At 51.3% G+C, this 19,228-nt stretch carries 11 protein-coding genes; 6 read left to right on the top strand and 5 right to left on the bottom strand.

Going from position 1 to position 19,228, the window contains the following annotated elements; translation table 11 throughout:
• Nucleotides 1–26 precede the first annotated feature (26 nt).
• The 6 genes from EL262_RS07035 to EL262_RS07010 all read left to right on the top strand — a co-directional run bounded on the left by EL262_RS07035 (nt 27) and on the right by EL262_RS07010 (nt 9,293).
• A complete protein-coding gene (locus EL262_RS07035) occupies nt 27–389 on the top strand; it encodes a DUF4180 domain-containing protein (protein ID WP_025838266.1) in 363 nt (120 codons plus the stop codon).
• 383 nt (nt 390–772) lie between these two features.
• On the top strand, nt 773–2,242 hold the full coding sequence (locus EL262_RS07030; protein ID WP_025838268.1) for a monomeric [FeFe] hydrogenase: 1,470 nt from the start codon (nt 773–775) through the stop codon (nt 2,240–2,242).
• Nucleotides 2,223–3,272, top strand: coding sequence for a [FeFe] hydrogenase H-cluster radical SAM maturase HydE (gene hydE, locus EL262_RS07025; protein ID WP_025838271.1), 1,050 nt, complete (start codon nt 2,223–2,225; stop codon nt 3,270–3,272). The genes EL262_RS07030 and hydE overlap by 20 nt, the downstream gene beginning before the upstream one ends.
• 557 nt (nt 3,273–3,829) lie before the next feature.
• Nucleotides 3,830–6,631 (top strand): S8 family serine peptidase, encoded by a 2,802-nt coding sequence (locus EL262_RS07020; protein ID WP_078735906.1) that lies wholly within the window; start codon nt 3,830–3,832, stop codon nt 6,629–6,631.
• Nucleotides 6,632–6,681: 50 nt separating this feature from the next.
• Nucleotides 6,682–7,623: a PorV/PorQ family protein gene (locus EL262_RS07015; RefSeq protein ID WP_025838273.1), complete on the top strand. Its 942-nt coding sequence runs from the start codon at nt 6,682–6,684 to the stop codon at nt 7,621–7,623.
• 92 nt (nt 7,624–7,715) lie between these two features.
• Nucleotides 7,716–9,293: a BACON domain-containing protein gene (locus EL262_RS07010; protein WP_078735907.1), complete on the top strand. Its 1,578-nt coding sequence runs from the start codon at nt 7,716–7,718 to the stop codon at nt 9,291–9,293.
• Nucleotides 9,294–9,620: 327 nt separating this feature from the next.
• On the opposite strand, the gene EL262_RS07005 is transcribed toward EL262_RS07010, so the two are convergent.
• From EL262_RS07005 to EL262_RS06985, 5 genes are all read right to left on the bottom strand, one after another.
• On the bottom strand, nt 9,621–11,525 hold the full coding sequence (locus EL262_RS07005; RefSeq protein ID WP_078735908.1) for a ComEA family DNA-binding protein: 1,905 nt from the start codon (nt 11,523–11,525) through the stop codon (nt 9,621–9,623).
• 27 nt (nt 11,526–11,552) lie between these two features.
• Complete coding sequence (gene polA / locus EL262_RS07000) at nt 11,553–14,366, bottom strand: DNA polymerase I (RefSeq protein ID WP_078735909.1); 2,814 nt, start codon at nt 14,364–14,366, stop codon at nt 11,553–11,555.
• A 125-nt stretch (nt 14,367–14,491) separates the two neighbouring features.
• Nucleotides 14,492–16,036 carry a YifB family Mg chelatase-like AAA ATPase gene (locus EL262_RS06995; protein ID WP_025838283.1) on the bottom strand — a complete coding sequence of 515 codons (1,545 nt, stop codon included), beginning with the start codon at nt 16,034–16,036 and terminating at the stop codon, nt 14,492–14,494.
• A gap of 20 nt (nt 16,037–16,056) precedes the next feature.
• The gene (locus EL262_RS06990; protein WP_025838285.1) at nt 16,057–17,148 is read right to left on the bottom strand and encodes a hypothetical protein; all 1,092 of its coding nucleotides are present in this window, start codon (nt 17,146–17,148) and stop codon (nt 16,057–16,059) included.
• Nucleotides 17,145–19,205 carry a tetratricopeptide repeat protein gene (locus EL262_RS06985; RefSeq protein ID WP_078735910.1) on the bottom strand — a complete coding sequence of 687 codons (2,061 nt, stop codon included), beginning with the start codon at nt 19,203–19,205 and terminating at the stop codon, nt 17,145–17,147. The genes EL262_RS06990 and EL262_RS06985 overlap by 4 nt, the downstream gene beginning before the upstream one ends.
• Nucleotides 19,206–19,228 lie beyond the last annotated feature (23 nt).

Here is a 19,228-nt window from a genome sequence, read left to right as displayed (position 1 = left end):
ATTTATCAGTAGATTATCCAATTATGATGAAAATACAAGTTCTCGATATAAATGATAAGAAAGTCGCCGAAATAGTCTCAGACGAACCTATACTGCAGTCTATCGATGATGGCTTGGATTTACTGGGCAATCTGTATTATCAGGGGATCGAACAAGTCGTTATGTACGAGAAGGATATCACACCAGCCTTCTTTGACCTAAAAACCAAAATCGCAGGAGAAATACTCCAAAAGTTCGTTCAGTACCGGATGCCATTGATAATCGTAGGGGATTTTTCGAAATATCAGAGCAAGAGTTTGGATGAGTTCATTCTTGAGAGTAACAAGGGTAGACACGTAAGTTTCGTCAACTCCCGATCCGAGGCGATGGCATTGCTGGGAAACAGATAAGTGAGGCTTATACGCCAGTCTCCACCGACCTCACCAAAAAAGTCGTTGAAGAGTCGATCAAAGGTCGTAAGACTTGATGACGAAAGTCGTTAGACTCGTTTTGTCGAGTCTAACGACTTTTTTCGTGTCCTCATGCGTCGGTCATTCTTGGATGTGTTAAAATATTGCAAAAGGATGGTTAAAACCCCCGAGTGACACAAAATGAGACATATAGCAAGCCAAATTATTTGGACTGTATCGACTTTTGGGCTTATCTTTGTGCGTTCGAAAGCGACAACCCTGATTTATTATCTCAAAACGAAGAAATTACACCTTCTTTCGAGTGGTAAATTTACCTTGTGATAATAGCATAAAGAACAGAATATACTTTATCATAAAAACCTATGGCATACACAAGTAACGTGATGTTCGTTCGCCACAGACTGCTTGCCAAGCTCGTCGAAATGTGGAAGAATGACGAACTCGTAGAAAAAATCGACTATCTACCCATCGAGTTCAGCCCTCGCAGATCAAAACCCCTCGGTAGATGTTGTCCACACAAAGAGCGTGCGGTATGGAAGTACAAGAGCTTTCCACTCCTCGGATTTGACATGAGCGACGAAGTCGACGAGATCGATCCGCTATCGAAGTACGCTCGCAAGGCCTTGGATCGTAAGGCTCCCGAGAAGGAAAACATCATGTGTGTCATCGACGAGGCTTGTACCTCTTGTGTCGAGATCAACTACGAGGTGTCCAACCTCTGCCGTGGTTGTGTCGCTCGCAGCTGTTATGTCAACTGCCCAAAGGACTCTATCACTTTCCAAAAGAACGGTCAGGCGCAGATCAATCACGATACTTGTATCAGCTGCGGTATCTGTCACAAGTCTTGTCCTTATCACGCCATCGTGTACATCCCCGTGCCTTGCGAGGAGGCTTGCCCCGTCAATGCCATCAGCAAGGATGAGTACGGCATCGAGCACATCGACGAGAGTAAGTGTATCTACTGTGGTAAGTGTCTCAATGCTTGTCCTTTCGGTGCGATCTTTGAGATCTCACAGACCTTCGACGTCCTCCAGAGCATCCGCCGTGGAGAGGAGACCATTGCGATCATCGCACCTTCGATCCTCGGACAGTTCAAGACCAATATCGATCAGGTCTACGGCGCATTCAAACAAATAGGATTTACCGACGTCATCGAAGTGGCTCAGGGAGCTATGGGTACGATCAGCAACGAAGGTGAAGAGCTCCTTGAGAAGATCGACGAAGGCCAGAGCTTCATGACCACATCATGCTGTCCGTCATACATCGAGCTGGTCAATAAGCACATCCCTGAGATGAAGCCTTATGTCTCTCACACCGGTTCTCCCATGTACTACGCTGCTCGTGTGGCTCGTGAGAAGTACCCCAACGGTAAGATCGTCTTCGTCGGCCCTTGTATCGGTAAGCGTGCAGAGCTCCGCAGGGACGAAGAGGTGGACATGATCCTCACGTTCGAGGAAGTCGGTGCGATCTTCCAAGGTATGGGCATCGAGATCGAGCAAGCTCCGGAGTACCAGATGTCGTTCAAGTCTGTACGTGAGGCACATGCCTTCGCTTACAACGGCGGTGTGATGGGTGCGGTGAAGTCTTATCTCGGACCTCGTGCCACCGGCGTCAATGGTATCGAAGTGGCTGACCTCAACAAGGGTAACATCAAGATGCTTCGTAGCTATGCCAAGGCAGGCAAAGCTCCGGGCAACTTCATCGAAGTCATGTCCTGCCCCGGTGGATGTATCTCCGGACCAAGCGCATACAACGATATCATGGCCGGTCGTCGCCAGCTCAACAAAGAGCTTACCAAGATACAAGAGACTTATGCCACAATGCACGGTTGATCTCTTAGCGACGAACCACAGTCTATCTGACCACGAACTACTCGACCTCCTTTCGACCTCCGATACAGAGACCATCTCGTACCTGCATCGGAGAGGAAGGGAGGTCGCCCTTTCTGTATTTGGCAACAAGGTCTACCTCCGTGGCTTGATCGAGGTGAGCAACTTCTGTCGCAACGACTGCTACTATTGTGGCATCCGTCGTAGCAATAGGGAAGTGTCTCGTTATCGTCTCTCACACGAGGATGTGATGTCGTGTTGTGCCGAAGGGTATGCCTTGGGCTTGCGCACCTTCGTCCTCCAAGGGGGCGAGGACCCCCGACAAAACATCGACTGGCTCGTCGACCTCGTCACCGAGATGAGACAGACCTATCCCGACTGTGCCATCACCCTTTCCCTCGGGGAGAAGACGCCCGAAGAGTACCGACGTCTCAAGGCTGCCGGTGCCAATCGTTATCTCCTCCGACACGAGACCTTCGATGCCGGACATTATGGCGAACTGCACCCGGAGGGGATGAGTCGGGACTATCGTATCGAATGTCTCAGGACGCTCAAAGAGATAGGGTTTCAGACCGGTACGGGCATCATGGTAGGCAGTCCGGGACAGACGCTCGAACACATCATCAAGGACCTCAGATTTATCCAAGATCTTCAGCCGGAGATGATCGGCTTGGGACCATTCATCCCACACCACGCCACTCCTTTTGCTGACAGACGTGCCGGCACCGTTGATCTCACTCTGAGACTCATCGCCATCTGTCGACTCATGCTCCCCCATGCCCTCATACCTGCCACCACCGCACTTGCCTCTCTACCGGGTCAAGGTCGCCTCGGGGGTATCCTCGCAGGGGCAAATGTCGTCATGCCGAACCTCTCCCCCTCCTCCTTCCGTAAGGACTACTCCCTCTACGACAACAAAGCCGCCTTCGGAAGTGAGTCTGCCCAAGGCATCCGTATGCTCCAAGAGCAGTTCGCCACCATCGGCTACGAGGTCTCCATGGAGCGCGGAGATCATCCTGACATCGAGGTTTGATCCCTTTGTGGCATCATCGCTTTTCACATTCATCTCTCATCACCCTCAATCATAAGAGGTATACTCGTATCTCACCGTACGTTGCCTTCAAGCCATTCGCTCCCGGGGCAGAACAGATTCTGCCCCGGGAGCGAATGTGTTCTGTCAGGCGATAGTATACTTTCTATTTCTTGAAGTGTTAAAAAAGTATACAGATGATTTCTTTTTCCCATGCATGAATATCTCTTTGTTAAGAGATATTGTGGAAATCTAAGCATATTGACCGATCGACACTTTTTAGATCCTTATAGGGTATGGTAGCTTCATTGTAATATTTTGTTGCATAAGCTGTTACGGCTTTTTGTTGCAATTTCTTTATTCGTGTTTTGAATGATTTTTTCTGATTTTGATGCCTTCGTTATTTTTTAGATTTAACTTTTATCCTCTTTTTCTGCCGGTTAAAGTCCATATCTCAGATTGATTTTGATTAATTAAATTTATTAACTTTGCCGGCAACGCCTTTGTTAGACGTTGGGCTAAGGCTCAAAATATTACCTATAAACATACTATATAATTCTATGAAAAATTATGTATTGCTTGGTACAGCCATCTGTGCCATGAGTTTGTTCACAAACTGTAAGGAAACTTATGGATTTGATGACATCGAGGCCCCAAGCACGGATGTTTCGGTGCGCAACCATACCAATAGGTACGCGCCTCAGAATGCCGTTCCGGGTGTGCTCTTGGTCAAGGTCGCTAAAACTGCCGATGTGAATCTCGAATCATTTTCGGCATCTGATCTTACCCTTATGGGAGTTTCATCGCCTGTCATGCAAGCATTCAAAACTCTTTCAGTGCGTAGCGCCGAACGTCTCTTCCGTCCCCATCCCAAGTTTCCTAACATGGAGAAGCGTTTCGGTTTGGATCGCTGGTACCGTATAACATTTGATGAGACAAAAAGCCTTGATATGGCATTGCAGAGCTTCGATGGACAAAGAGAGTTTGAAGTGGTCGAGGCAGAGATACGCATGCAACACCCTATGTCTAAGTCTTTCAGCCTTCCACGTCCTGAGCCTACCGAGGGGATCATGGTACGAGAAGCGATGATCCGTGAGGAGATCAGCAAGCAAACTTCTTTCAATGATCCTGAGCTCCATCGTCAGTGGCATTACCATAATACGGGGAACCTTTCTCATGGTCAGTTACGTGCTGATATCAATCTTTTTGAGGCATGGAAGATCACTACAGGTAGACCCGATGTGATCGTCTCTATCGTTGATGGCGAGCTCTATGTACAGCATGAAGATCTTGTCGAAAGCCTTTGGAGAAATCCGGGAGAGATCCCCGGTGATGGCATAGATAATGATAAAAATAATTATATAGATGATATCTATGGCTACAGCTTCGTCAATAATACCGGAACCCTCCTTGGGGATCAGTTAGGGCATGGTACACACGTTGCCGGGACTATCGCTGCACGTAATAACAACGGTAAAGGACTCTGTGGAATCGCCGGAGGTGATGGTACGGCAGACTCCGGTGTGCGCATTATGTCCTGTGCTATCTTTGGTAAAGATGAGCTTTCGGGGGGTAATGCCGATGCAATACGTTATGGAGCCAATCACGGTGCTGTCATCAGCCAGAACTCTTGGGGATATGCATACCCTGCCACCACAATGCCCGTTCATGTCAAGGATGCCATTGACTATTTTATCAAAGTTGCCGGCTGCGATGACCAGGGTAATCAACGTCCCGACTCTCCGATGAAAGGTGGAGTGCTATTTTTCGCTGCGGGAAATGATGCTCTTATGTTTGACGCACATCCTGCACGCTACGATGCTGTCATCTCCGTTACGGCCATGGCACCTTCGTGGAAGGCAGCCTCATATACCAACTACGGTCTCTGGACTGATATTATGGCTCCGGGCGGCGAACTTGCTCATGGTGATGATCACGGTGTGTACAGTACTATGATCCCTGATTGTGAATGGCCTCAGTCCAAGCCTGGCAAGTTGTATGCCCCCATGGAGGGGACTTCCATGGCTTGTCCGCATGTCTCCGGTGTCGCAGCTCTTGTTGTATCCAAGTTTGGTGGTCCGGGCTTTACCAACGAAGATCTCAAGCAACGTATCCTCGGTGGACTACGCCCCGTAAACATTACCGAAAAAAACCTCGACTATCCAATCTCCACACTTGGAGTGGGGGTCATCGATGCTGCGATGTGTCTGGCTGAAAACAAAGGGTTGGCTCCTGAGGATATAAAGGATCTGTCGGCTGATATCTCTTATACCGAGATGACACTTTCGTGGTCTGCCGTAGCGGATGCCGATGATAACTTTCCTGTATATTATCACCTTTATTCATCTGCCGAACCCATAACTTCTGAAGCTGATCTCGCCAAGGCGGAGTTGCGTAAGATCCCTGCTTATAATATTTCACCGGGGACGCAATTGACAGCAAATTATAGCTTTCTTGACGATGGTAGAGCTTATCATTACGCCCTCTTTGCCATCGACCGCTGGGGACTCAAGAGTAAAATTGTCTACAAAACCTTTACGACTAAGAAAAACACTCCCCCAACGGGTACTTTCTCCACCTCCTTGCCGGTCAAGGTGTCGAAGGCCATGCCGGTGACATTCGAACTCAAGGTTAAGGATGCCGAAGGCCATGCTTTCGAGGTGGGTGTGCATGGCGAGAGTCGAGGAGTCTCATACAGCAGAAAGGATGATACGGTATACTTCACCATACGTGCTGTTGCCCCCGAAGGTAAGCATCTTGCACTCGTTGATCTTACTGATGCCTTAGGTGGTCGCTCCACGATAGAAGTGCCTTTTGAGGTAATTCCTTATAGAGCTCCAGCACTTGAGACAGCTTTCGGCAATATGGTGATCGGACGTGATACTGAGACTCTTTCCATCGACCTTTCAGACCATTTCTCCCTTGATCCCAACTTCCCCATCGTTTGTACTGTCGAGGTCAAGGATCCTTCCGTTGCTACTGTAAAAAGCGAGGGAGGTAAGCTGTTCATCACTCCGGGACGCAATGGTGTTACGAGAGTAACCGTATATGTGACCGACGGTATCACCGAAGCTGTGTCGTCATCTTTTGATCTCTCCGTAGTCAACGATAAAGGGGATCTCGTCTACTCTCTCTCCCCCAATCCGGTCAAGACACGTCTTCTACTCCTTGTTAATCCAGATATGAAGAAGGTGGATATAGACATCCGTACCATACGTGGTGAGCAGGTTTACAAGAAATCAATGATTGTCAGAGCATCAGGCAAGGTGCCTCTCAATCTTAAGCGCCTTGCAATGGGAACATACACGATCTATGTCAAGGGAGAGCTCGGGGTGTACAAGGGTTCTTTTGTCAAACTCTAACTTTTCCGAGCATAAGTTTAATGTCTTAAAAATACATACAAAATCAAAAAATGAAAAGATACAGTATATGTGCCACTCTCTTGACCCTCATATTGGGGACAACCCTTTCGGTATCGGCACAGAACAATACTCTTCCCATACTTGATATCACTCCCTCGGCACGAGCACTCGCCATGGGAAGTCATACCGTAGGGCTCTCCAAAGGAATGTATATATACACCAATCCGGCGTCATTTTTTTATAATTCGATCGGAAATTTCAATGTCTCCTATACCGGACAACTTCATAGCTCTCTTGAGGGAGCCGGACGGCTACAGTATCATGCTCTTGGGGCAGGGTATAAGACAGGTCGTCATGCGTTCTTGGCGGGGCTGAGGTATATGGGAGGTTTGGAGTATAATCTCGATGATGGCACGACGCTCTCTCCCGGGTGGTTCACTACCGATCTGACTTATGCGGCAAAGATATGGCATGGGTTGGTTACGTCTGTGGGTGCTTCGTTTATACGGAGTAAGTACGACACCTCTGCAATGACAGTGGGCTGTAATGCCTCTTTGCATTATGGTGATCAAATCGCATGGGTAGGAAGATCGTGGGATTATACAGTCGGTGCGAGTGTCGTTGGGGTAGGTTTGCCTCTCAATTATGGTGACGATAGACCCAAGGTAGATATACCGATTCGTACAGATATCGGAGGTGAGATAGCTACCGACATTGCCACAGACCACCGCTTGTCCATGGCAATGGCTACTCAGCTATATGTGTTCCCTACGCAGACACAGAGTGTGTCGGTGAGCGGAGGTATGGAGTATTCTTTCAGACGTTTGTGTTTTGTCAGGGGAGGATACACTCACGGACAGAATGATTATCGGGTGGCTTCTGCCGGGATCGGTGTTTCTTATCGATCATTCTCAATCGATGCAACCTATCATAAGATCCTCATTGAGGGGGGCATTGGTGCTCTGACCATTAGTATCGGGCACTCGTTCTGATCCTTACTCTTCTCTCCTGAGTTTTTTGAGGAAGGAGAGAAAGGTTTTATTTCGGAAGATAAATGTAAAACTATTAAACAAAGTATATTACTATGAAAATTAAATCATTAGCCTCATGGCTGACACTTATCTCAATCCTCGTTGCCTTTGTAGGATGTCGTAAGGATGGAAATATGCCTAATGACAGTGCGATTCTTGAACTCTCAGTGACTGCGCTCGACTTTAAAAATACGGGTGGTACGCAGCAGATAGAGGTCATCACCGATCAAGAGGAGTGGATCGCGGATACCGGAGCCGATTGGATCTCACCAATAAAGGATGGTAACAATATCAAGGTTGTTGTCGAACCCAATAGGGATGGTCGTCCACGCCAAGGACGTATTTCTGTACATGCAGGGGACAGACATGCACAGGTCATTGTCAAGCAAGTTGCTTCGGAGATTGTCCTTAAACCACAGCATTCAGAACTTCATTTCACTAAGGCTGGTGGTACGATAGATGTATCGTTTGCGACCAACGTCAAGGAAGTCCAGATCGAAGTGGATGAGACTCTCAAAGAGTGGCTTACTGTGGACTATGTCTCTGGATCTCATATGATCTCTTTCAATGCCCAACCCAACACCGGATCTGCTCCACGTGTCGGGAAGATATACCTCAAAGCCACAGTTACAGACTTTGTTGAGATCTCGATCCACCAAGCTTGTACCCCTAAGTATATCCTTCCATATCTCGATCGTAGGTCTACACGATTTGCAGATATAAATAGGTTTGAGATCGCACGTGGTGCAGCCTTGGCATATACACCGGGTGTCCTCCCTAAGAATGGAAGTGTGGAGATCAATCCTTTTTATATCTATACTGCAGATTGTGAAGCATTTGTTCAAGTCAACTATCTCATAAGTCCTGAGAATAAAGATTACTACACCAATGCTATCCTTCTTGCAAATGAAGCTAAACATCTCAAAGACCCTTCGTTTGATCTCTTTATGAAGGAAAATGGCTTTGAGAAAGAAGTCGTCAAAGATCAGATCGAATATCATCATAAAACCTATCCCTACTACGCATATATCAATATAGATGAATCTAAGAATATCTATGCACTAAATTTTGAATATGAACCCAGACAGGTTGAGCCACAGGAAACCTTTAAAACTGTCCCTATGAGTGAAAGACTCGATTGGTTACAGTTCAAAGACGAAGAAATCCAGGGTAAGACCTATGATGAGGTTAAGGCCGTTTATGATGCAGAGGGACTTGCTCTTCCAAAGCCTAATAAAAATGGCTATACTCGCGCTGATTATTCTGAAAATAATCCTGAGACTCGACTCTTTGATGGCTTTTGGTTCAGACTCCCCAAATTTGGAAAAACCGATCAATACACCCACAAACTCTATTATATGCGTCGTGTGTATAGAGATACGACGAAGGCATTCTATGTAGTCAACGACAAGGCATATATCACTGATGAGTTTAAGACTTTCATGAAGGCGGCCGGGTATATTTATCTCGGTATGGATGCTGATCAGATTTTCCATCGCTTCGGTAATTTGGATACAAATACGAGATATGATGTTGGCTATGTCATCATCAGTGGCGAAGGAGATGGCAAACCACTATTGGATATCAGAGTAGGGCGTACAGACTTATCAGTGTTTAAGCCTAAAGAATAGGTCAAGGAACCGTTTGTGAGTCACTCAAAGATCAGTGACTTTTAACTGAAGTACCTCTTAAAGTCAGATACTGAATTATAGATTACTTCTAAATAGAAGTTCCTTAAAAAACATCTTTAAGCGAGATACCATTTGCTAATGGTATCTCGCTTAAAATTTTGATAAGCTTCTAAAGAGCATTCATGGTTCTTGATACTGTCCTAAAGAAGTGTGTAAGCCCCCATTGTTTCGAAGGTAGTATCCCGAAAGAGGAGGGGATCGGAAGTCTTTTGGCTTTGGGAGATGTTGAGGTTTGCTTTGAGATAAGGCGGACTTTTCTCTTTGTTGTCAGTGGAGGCGATGGGAGAGGGCGAGATCGAGGAGGGGTGAGAGTGGTGTCGTGGGACGGTGAAAGTAGAGGGTCGGGGTGTAGCGGAGGTGAAGGAGGGTGCGAGGGCTCAGGGATAGGCGCACCTTGGTGATGAGGCGCAGGCCTGCACCTCGGAGCATCGGGATGTAGTAGCTGTAGGGCATATATGCGGCATCGGCACGGAGGGGGAGGGCTCGGGCATCGAAGAGGTGAAGTCCGCCTTCGCATTGTAGCTTCTCTTGGGCATAACGCAGACGGAGAGAGACGGCCTTGGAGAGTGCCGAGAGGTGTCTGAAGGACAGTTGCCCTCCGAACTTTATCGTCCATCCGGAGCTCATGGTGCGGTCGAGGGTCGTCCTCAAGCTGTGGCGTTGGTCTTCGTCCGTGAGGTGGCTTCGCCAGCGGATGGTCGCCATAAAGTCTCTATGCCGGTAGTCCAAGCGAGCGGAGAAGAGTCTCCCTTGCTCAGAGCGGCGACGAGGGTCGGGCACCAAAGAGCGATAATACTCGGCATAAAGCGTCCCCAGCAGGCCTCTACCGACTTCTCCATGCCATGTCGCAGAGAGAGCTTTCTCATTGCGTGCATTGCTGTATCGGCTCTCGGGGGAGGCGTAAGGGGTGGCATAATCTTTGCCCAGATAACGCCCTGCCAAGGTCCATCGACCCCAATAATCATCGTACAGAGAGAAGCCTGCTGTCGTTGCCAAGGCTTGACGGATCGGGAGCGAACTTTCGCCCCAGAGAAGCAGATCGCCTGCTTGTACTCGCCAGTCGAGGGCGGTGGTGAGTGCAGGCTCTTGCCGTCCCGAGGGATTGTGCCGTATGAGTGTACCTTCTTCACCTCTATAACGGTGCGCCACACCGAGCAGACCGAGGTGGAAGGCTTCTCTGTCGAGGGATAGATAGCTCCCCACGACTTCCCTACGAGCCGTATTTCGGTGCTTCTGCTCCGAGGGTGTGCGGTGCATCCCCGTGCGGTAGAGGGTGAGGACTTGTCTCCCTTCGAGATGAGCATCGAGGGCTTCGTATCCGCAGAAGAGGTTGAGCGACAAGGTTTCGCTCATCGACAGTCGTCCTGCAACCCCTCTAAGGAAACCGTACTCCCTTGCCGAATGATGTGGGCGGAGGGGTGAGCGCACGAAGGAGGGTGTGCCCATCCGGCTTTCGAGGTGGGAGAAGTAGGAGCGTGACATCCCCATCACCAGCCCTTGACCCGTATTGATCCTGAAGTCCCCGATGAGGAGACTATGATCGAGGGCATTGTCCGTGTGCCCTGCCCATGCCTTTGTGAGGGTGAAGGAGAGATGATCGAAGAGTCCGCGGTGCAGGGGTTGGGCCGGCTCACCTCTATCCCTTTCGGCGACGAGATAAGCCGACCAACTACGCTCGGAGAGGCTCTCGAAATGGATCATCGGTGCAAGGCGGTCGGTGAACTTTATCCCCTTGGACAGATCTGTGCCGGTTCCGATATGGAGGCGACCCCGACGAGGGATGGGGCGTTGTCCTTCATCCATCGGAGAGACCGTGAGGAATGGTTCCAACAGCGGTAAGTACAATATCGGTGCTCCGCTGATCTGCTTGAGGTCGTAGACGGAGCGAAAGCCCCCTCTGCGTGAGCGTTCGAGGAGAAGGTTGCGGACGAAAAAGGCATCGAAGAAGGGGATGGTGGAGAGCTCCTCGGATGAGGCTTTGTTGAGATCGAGAGGGTGATCAAGGAGGGTTTGCAGGACTTCGGCGACCCTTTCACGCTCCTCATCGTCATCTATATGACGCAGTAGGAGCTCGGTGTGCTCTTCTCTCCGTGGCTCCTGAGCCTTTGCGGACAATGAAAAGAGACACACAGCCACCACCGTATATAGGAGTAGTATTGCCGTGTGTCTCATGATTTTTCTTCGTTGTTTGAGGGTGGATCAGTGCGCTTGGAGCCAATTGTCACCACTGCCTATGTCCACAGTGAGAGGTACTGAGAGTGATGGGCATACCCCTTCCATCTCTTCTCTGATGATGACGGAGAGGCGATCCAACTCTGCCTTGGGGCAAGAGAAGTTGAGTTCGTCATGCACCTGAAGGATCATCTTAGCCCCCAATGCTTCTTTTTCGAGACGCTCTGAGATGCGTACCATAGCGAGTTTGATGATGTCTGCTGCAGAGCCTTGGATCGGTGCATTGACAGCATTGCGCTCGGCATAACCCCTCACGACAGCGTTACCTGCGTGGATGTCCTTGAGGTAACGACGACGACCAAGGATGGTCTCGACGTAGCCCTTTTCACGAGCTTCGGCGATGACCTTGTCCATATAGGCCTTGACCTTAGGATAAGAGGCAAAGTAGCCGTCTATGAGTTCGGATGCCTCCTTACGTGGGATGCTCAGGCGTTCGCTCAAGCCGAACGATGAGATACCGTAAATGATCCCGAAATTTGCCGTTTTGGCACGACGTCTCATCTCCGAAGTCACCTCATCGAGTGCTACACCGAAGATCTTTGCGGCCGTGGCAGCATGGATGTCCTGCCCCGTACGGAACGCTTCGACAAGTGCTTCATCGCCACAGAGGTGCGCCATGAGACGGAGTTCGATCTGTGAGTAGTCCGCAGACACGAATACATCCGTCTGTGGATCATGGGCGGTGAAAGCCTTACGGATCTCACGCCCATCATCGTCTCGGATGGGGATGTTCTGGAGGTTGGGGTTGGTGCTGGAGAGACGCCCTGTGGCAGCCACGGTCTGATTGTAAGTCGTGTGGATGCGTCCTGTGGCAGGGTTGATGAGCTCGGGCAATGCCTCTACATAGGTCGATAGGAGTTTGCGCAGACCACGATAACGCAGGATCATCTCCACCACGGGGTGCTCGCTCTTGAGCTTCTGGAGGATCTCCTCACCGGTGGCATAGTTGCCTGTCTTTGTCTTTTTGTGCTTGCTACCCAGTCCCAAGCGGTCGAAGAGGACCTCTCCCACGACCTTGGGCGAATTGATATTGAACTCTACCCCTGCGCTCTCATATATGTCCTTTTCGAGTACCGACAGTCGAGCCTCCATATCCGTCGCCACGGTGCGTAGCTCAGCGGTATTGAGGGCGACTCCTTCCTGCTCCATCGCCATAAGGACCTCCATGAGTGGCATCTCCAAGTCGTAGAAAAGACTCCCCAACGAACGTTCTTCGATCTGTGGACGGAGGAAGTGGTACAGACGGAGCGTGACATCCGCATCTTCGGCCGCATAGGGAGCGACCTTTTCGACCGGCACATCACGCATGCTGAGTTGCTTCTTACCCTTAGGGCCTATAAGGTCGGTGATCGGTATGGGTCGATAGCCGAGATAATTCTCTGACATATAGTCCATGCCGTGCGAAAGTTCGGGATTGAGGAGGTAGTGAGCGATCATCGTGTCGAAGTAGGGAGCGCAAGGTGTGATGCCGTAACGCATGAGTACTTCGAGGTCAAACTTGATGTTTTGCCCCACCTTGAGGATGTCCTTGCGAGCAAAAAGAGGTACAAGGGGAGCGAGGAGAGCCGTGGCCTCTGCCTTGTCCTCGGGAAGGGGGATGTACCACGCTTCGCCCTCCTTGCAGGCAAACGAAGCCCCCACGATCCCTGCGGTAAGGGCATCGAGTCCGTCCGTCTCCGTGTCGAATGCAAAGACATCGCTCTGCATGAGTCTGAGGGCAAGGTCTTCGACTCCCTTCAACGTGGTGACGGTATGGTATTCGGGCTTCTCGTCCGAGATGGTACGGTAGCTCGAAAGGCTATCCGAAGCCGTGTCCTCCTCGGCAGGCGTCTCTGCCTTGGGTGCAAAGAGATCCCCGAAGAGCGAAGCCTGCTGCACCTCCGTGGGGGAAGGGGCAGGTGTAGATGTCGCCTCCTCCGTGACCTTTTTGAGAAGGGTCTTGATCTCCAGCTCTTCATATATGCGAGTGATCGCAGGGAGGTCTATCTCACGGATCTTACAGTCCTCAAGGGCGAAGTCCACAGGCGCATCGGTGACGATGGTGACGAGTTCGCGCGAAAGTCTCACAAGTGCCTCATGCTCCGCAAGACGCTCACCCAGTTTGCCCTTGATCTCCGACACGTGGGCATAGATGTCGTCCACATCGTCGTATTGAGACAAGAGTTTGGCTGCTGTCTTTTCGCCCACCCCCGGTGCACCGGGGACATTGTCCGAAGCATCGCCCATGAGGGCGAGGAGGTCGATGACCTGACCGTGGTTGCGGATGCCGTACTTCTCCACCACTTCGGCAGGGCCTATGCGCTCGAACTCTGCCCCTTTGAGGGGTTTGTAGATGAAGACATTGTCCGACACGAGTTGGCCATAGTCCTTATCGGGAGTGACCATGAGTACCTCTGCCTCTCCGCTCTCTCCTACTCTCTTGGCTATCGTGCCGATGACGTCATCCGCCTCGTAGCGAGGGACTTCGTAGATCTGTACCCCCATCCCCTTGATGATCTCTTTGATGTAAGGAACACCGAAACGTATCGAGTCGGGTGTCTCCTCACGCTGAGCCTTGTACTCGGGGTAGGTCTCGTGGCGGAAGGTAGGTCCCTTGGGGTCAAAGACCACGGCAAGGTAGTCGTCCTTGGCCTTCTTGCGGATCTCGTCGAAGGTGAGGAGGAAGCCGAAGACGGCCGAAGTGTCCTTGCCCTGACTGTTGATGCGAGGGTTGCGGATGAATGCGAAATAGCCTCTGTATATCAGGGCATAAGCATCGAGGAGATATAGTTTCTTCTTCATAATCGTGTAGTGTCTGTTGTTGTCTGACGGCCGACAGAATCTTTTCTGTTGTTTGACAGAATGCTTTCTGTCGTGGGACAAAATTTCTTTTCGTGGGCAAAAACATATAGCCCCGTATATTTATCTTACCCGAACTGTCCCCAACTCTCCCTGTCGAGTCGTCGGTAGCCCACGGCTTCGCCGATGTGGGTGGCAGTGACGTCCGCACTCCCTGCGAGGTCGGCAATGGTACGGCTGACCTTGAGGATCCTGTCATAGGCACGTGCCGAGAGGGCAAACTTGTCCATCGCGACACGGAGGCGTTCGAGTCCCGCGTTGTCGACACGGACGAAGTCTTTGAGGAGGGCGGGAGGCATCTGTGCGTTGCTGAAGATGTGAGCGAAGTCCTTGAATCGCTCACGCTGTATCTCCCTTGCCTTGACGACACGCTCACGGATCACGGCACTCGACTCGGACGGAGTGCGGTCGGCAAGGGCATCGAAGGGGACGGGGACGATCTCCACCTGCAGGTCGATGCGATCGAGGAGAGGTCCCGAGATGCGATTGAGGTAGGAGGTCACTTGATAAGGGGCACAACGGCAGGCCTTGAGGGGATTATTGTAGTTGCCACAAGGGCAGGGGTTCATCGAAGCGACGAGCATAAATGAAGCCGGGAATGTCGTCGTCATCTTTGCTCTCGATATGGTGATGGCACGGTCTTCGAGAGGCTGACGAAGGACTTCGAGGACATTGCGGGCAAACTCGGGCAGTTCGTCCAAGAAGAGGACACCATTGTGTGCGAGACTGATCTCTCCCGGTTTGGGGAAAGATCCGCCACCCACGAGGGCGACATTCGAAGTACTGTGATGGGGTGCTCTGAAGGGTCTCTCTTTCATCAACGCGGTACCGCTCGGCAATGTGCCTGCCACGGAGTGTATCATAGTGGTCTCCAGAGCTTCGTCGGGATCGAACGGTGGTAGGATCGTGGGCAACCTCTTTGCCATCATCGACTTGCCACTGCCCGGAGGTCCTACCATGATGATGTTGTGCATACCTGCTGCGGCGATCTCCATGGCACGCTTGACGGTCTCTTGTCCCTTGACCTCTGCGAAGTCGAGGAGGGGGAAGGCATCCCCTTCGTCAAAAAGAGCATCGTCACCTGCGTGGCGGGGCAGACGCTCGTCTTCGCCATTGAGAAAGGCGACGACATCTGCGAGGTGGCTTGCGCCGTAGACGTTGAGCCCTTCGACCACCCCAGCTTCACGGGCATTGGCGGAGGGGACGATGATGCTCTCGAAACCCTCTTTCCTTGCCGTGAGTGCCATAGGCAGGATGCCTTGGACGGGTTGGATGGAGCCGTCGAGGGAGAGTTCGCCCATGATGACGGTAGTGGCGAGCCTTTCGGTCGAGACCGCACCCGTGGAGGCGAGGATGGAGATGGCGAGGGGGAGGTCATAGCTCGCCCCTTCTTTCTTGATGTCTGCCGGTGCCATGTTGATGATGTACCGCATGACGGGATAGGCAAGACCACTCTGTTTGATCGCTGTGACCACTCGCTGATGGCTCTCCTTGACGACGGTGTCGGGCAGACCGACAAGCATGAACCGTGTCCCTCTCGATGCCTGCGCCTCGATGACGACCGTGGTGGCACTGATCCCACTCACCGCGGAGGCAAAGACCTTGACGAGGATAGGGGTGTCGGAGGTGTGGCTCATTTCTTCTGCTCCTTTGCGAAGTGAGCAAATACGCTGTCGGCTTCGTGCCACTGCTCCTTGATCATCCCGAGGGTATCGACGAGGAGATAGGTGGGCAGTCGGTTGATACGGCGTTGGGTCGCAAACTCGCTCGCTTCTCCGAGGGAGTCGACGAGGAAGTATGACGGTGTCTTGGCCACCTGACCTATCGGATGTGACTTCCACTCTTTGGGCAACTTGTCGGTCTCTACGAGCGTGGTGAGGAGCGGTATCTTGAGCGAATCCATCTTCTTGATCACCTTGGTGGCAATGGCTGTGGAGAGGGAGTCACCCTTGTAAAGGGTCGTGAACTGATACAGTGCCACCCCTTTCTTCTTTGCAAAGGTGCTCACCTTCAGCAGCGATGTGCCCTTCTTGTCCTTTATTTCGATCGGAAGTGTCGTACCCACGCTACGGTGACGATTGTACGGATCTAGGTAAGATAATCTGTTGGAGCTCACCCCGATGACGTTTATGAGTTCTCTGTCCTCCAGTATAAGGTTCTGACCGATGCCTCTGGCTCTCCTGGCGATCTCGGAGGTGTCACCGGAGAGGTTGTAATGCGTGAAGATCATTGCCCCTGCTTTGTGGCGGAGCATCGAGGTCAGGAAGGTGTGGAGACTGTCTTGTCGGATGCTGTCGGGGAGTGCTTCTCCACGCAAGAAGCTCAGCCATTTCGTGAGGTCTTCGGCATAACGCATCCCTTCGGCTTTTATCTTCGGGTTTTTCTTGTCGAGCTTGAGTGTCGAGAACTGATAGCCGGGGTCGGGGAAGATGGGTAAAAGTATATCTCCTGAGCCGTCATAGAGAAGACAGAGATCGAGGGTGTCTCGTTCGAAGACGTGTTCGAAAGTGATGCGACCCTCCACGGATGCTCTCTCCAAAGTGTCTATGCTTACCGAATGGGTACCGAAAGTGTACAAGTACCACACCGAGTCGAGTGGTGATGAGGAGGTATAGTCGATCTCCAAAGCCCACAGACCTTTGTCCAGGGCCTTACGCTTTCCGCAAGAAAACATCAGGACTGCCAGCACGAGGAGGGCAAGGATGTTGGGTATCAATCTTTTCATAGTTTTGATATAGCTATTGTCAGTGCATCAAGGATGAGCGAAATATCGGTTTTGGTCCAGCCGTGAGCAGGCAAGACATGTCTGACTTGTGTCGAAAATCGGTGCAGACGGTCATCATGCTCCGAGCACCAAGGGGCGAGGTCGGCGAGTGCACCTGAGCGTTCGCCAAGGATGATCCGTGCGATCTGTTTGTTGATGAAGACTTTGTCATCTTCTGAAGGCAGCTCCGAAAGTCTTTCGAGAGCTTCTTGTGCCTTGCCTGCCATGAGTAGAGCCTCTGCCAAGAGCGACACGATCTCATGCTCTTTCCCATCTGTGGCGAAGAAGAGGGCATAGAGCACCTTCAATGCTTCTTCATGAGAGCCCCTCTCGATCAGTCTTCGGGCATAGACATCGCCAAGCCCCTTATCTTCGGGTGCGTCGGCATAAGCCTGTTCGTAGAGCCCGAATGCCTTTTCCGACTCTCCGGCACGCTCATAAAGGGCTCCGAGACGGAGAGCTATTGCCGAAGAGAGCCCCTCGGTCTTCACGATTTGTTCGAGTGTTGCTCGCGCATTGTCGTAGTCTTCGGCTCTGTAATGAGCCACGGCGAGGAGCCTCAATAGATGCGTATCTTCGCTACCGGTCGTCGGCATGAGCCCCTTCGCCATCGATATGCCGAGGGTGTACTCCTTGAGGGTGACGAGTCGCTCGATAAGCCGGTGCAACACCTGACGGTGCGGCAGGTCGTACACACGCCCCATGAGATCGATGTCCAGGATCTCAAGACCTTCTCCGAATGGGTCGGGGAACTTCTCTCCCCATGACGACAACTTCAAAAAACGGTAAAGTCCGAAGACAAAATCCTTGGCATAGTAGTCCGCATCCTGCACCATCTTCACTCCTGTGAGGTCAGGCAGATTGCCCCCGAGCATCTCGACGAACTGCTTCCAGTACTCTATGCTCCCGAACGAATAACAGTCCGAAGAGCACACCATGCCGTCCCTGAAGGTCATCGGCAGTAGCTTCTCGAACGCTGCGGCATTCTCCGTGTCCAACACGGGATGTCGCTTGTCCCATGGGAGGAAAAACCTTGGTATCGAGTCGAAGAAGGGATAGCCCTTCATCTTGTGTATCGTATGAAATGTGAGATCCCTATCCTTCGGCAATTCGTCCTGTATATCCAGCACCGTTCGTTCGATGTCGGAGACCTCGCCCGTCTTTTCCGCATCCTTGAGACGCTCGAAGAGGTCATCTCCCCTGAGTAGGTTCATCTTCTGTGCGATGTCGTTGAGTTGGGGCTCTATGCGTTCGACGAATATACGGTGGTCTTCCTCCGTGCGATACGAAGAGAAGATCGCATTGCAAGCCGCAAACAGTTCTTCCGGCTCGGCGATGGTGACAAGAGACTGAGCTTCCTCCCAAAGCTCGGTACGAAGTTCGCGGAGTTCTTCCGCATTTTGTGCAGAGACAAGGAGCAATGCCGCCAAAGCCGGGACACGCACGGCAAGTGCGCTGTGGCGACAAGCCTCCAAGAGGAGTCCGTACTTCGAAGGCTCTATCCCTATCGACAGTCCGAGGTACAACGCACCGATCAATGTACGAGCCACGAAAGTCCCTTCCCCATCCGTCATCACGTAACGAAGTGCCGACACCTCTTCATCGGAGAGATGAGGAGCCTGCCACAGCTTGTCAAACAACGTCTCCAGCACCTGAAATCCGGGTGCTTCTTCCGGCTCATAACCCTCCTGCAACATCTGTACGAGAGCCAGCACAGGCGATGCCTCCCGCTCCACATCGAGGTGATGTGAGGGCACGAAGTAACTGTATTTGCCTATCTTGAGGAGTTCGTTGCGATAGCGTACCCCCTCCAGAGTCATCCTCATCTCATCGAGCAGGCGTGCACGCTCGGGATCGTCCCCACCGCTTACGAAGTAGCCGGAGAGGAAGGAGTAGTTTTCCTTTATTGTCGAGAGTGCATCCCTCACTTCGGGGACAGCCTCCTTTTCGAGCATCTGTATCGCACCAAAGATCTCATGGTTGAGGATGAAGTGGCGTATGGGATTCAAGTGTTTCATTGTCAAGGTGATGTTCGGTAAAT

The sequence above is a fragment of the Porphyromonas cangingivalis genome, assembly GCF_900638305.1.
GTDB lineage: Bacteria > Bacteroidota > Bacteroidia > Bacteroidales > Porphyromonadaceae > Porphyromonas_A > Porphyromonas_A cangingivalis.
The sequence above is the reverse complement of the archived record's forward strand: the minus strand, read 5'-3'. Positions and strand labels throughout refer to the sequence as shown.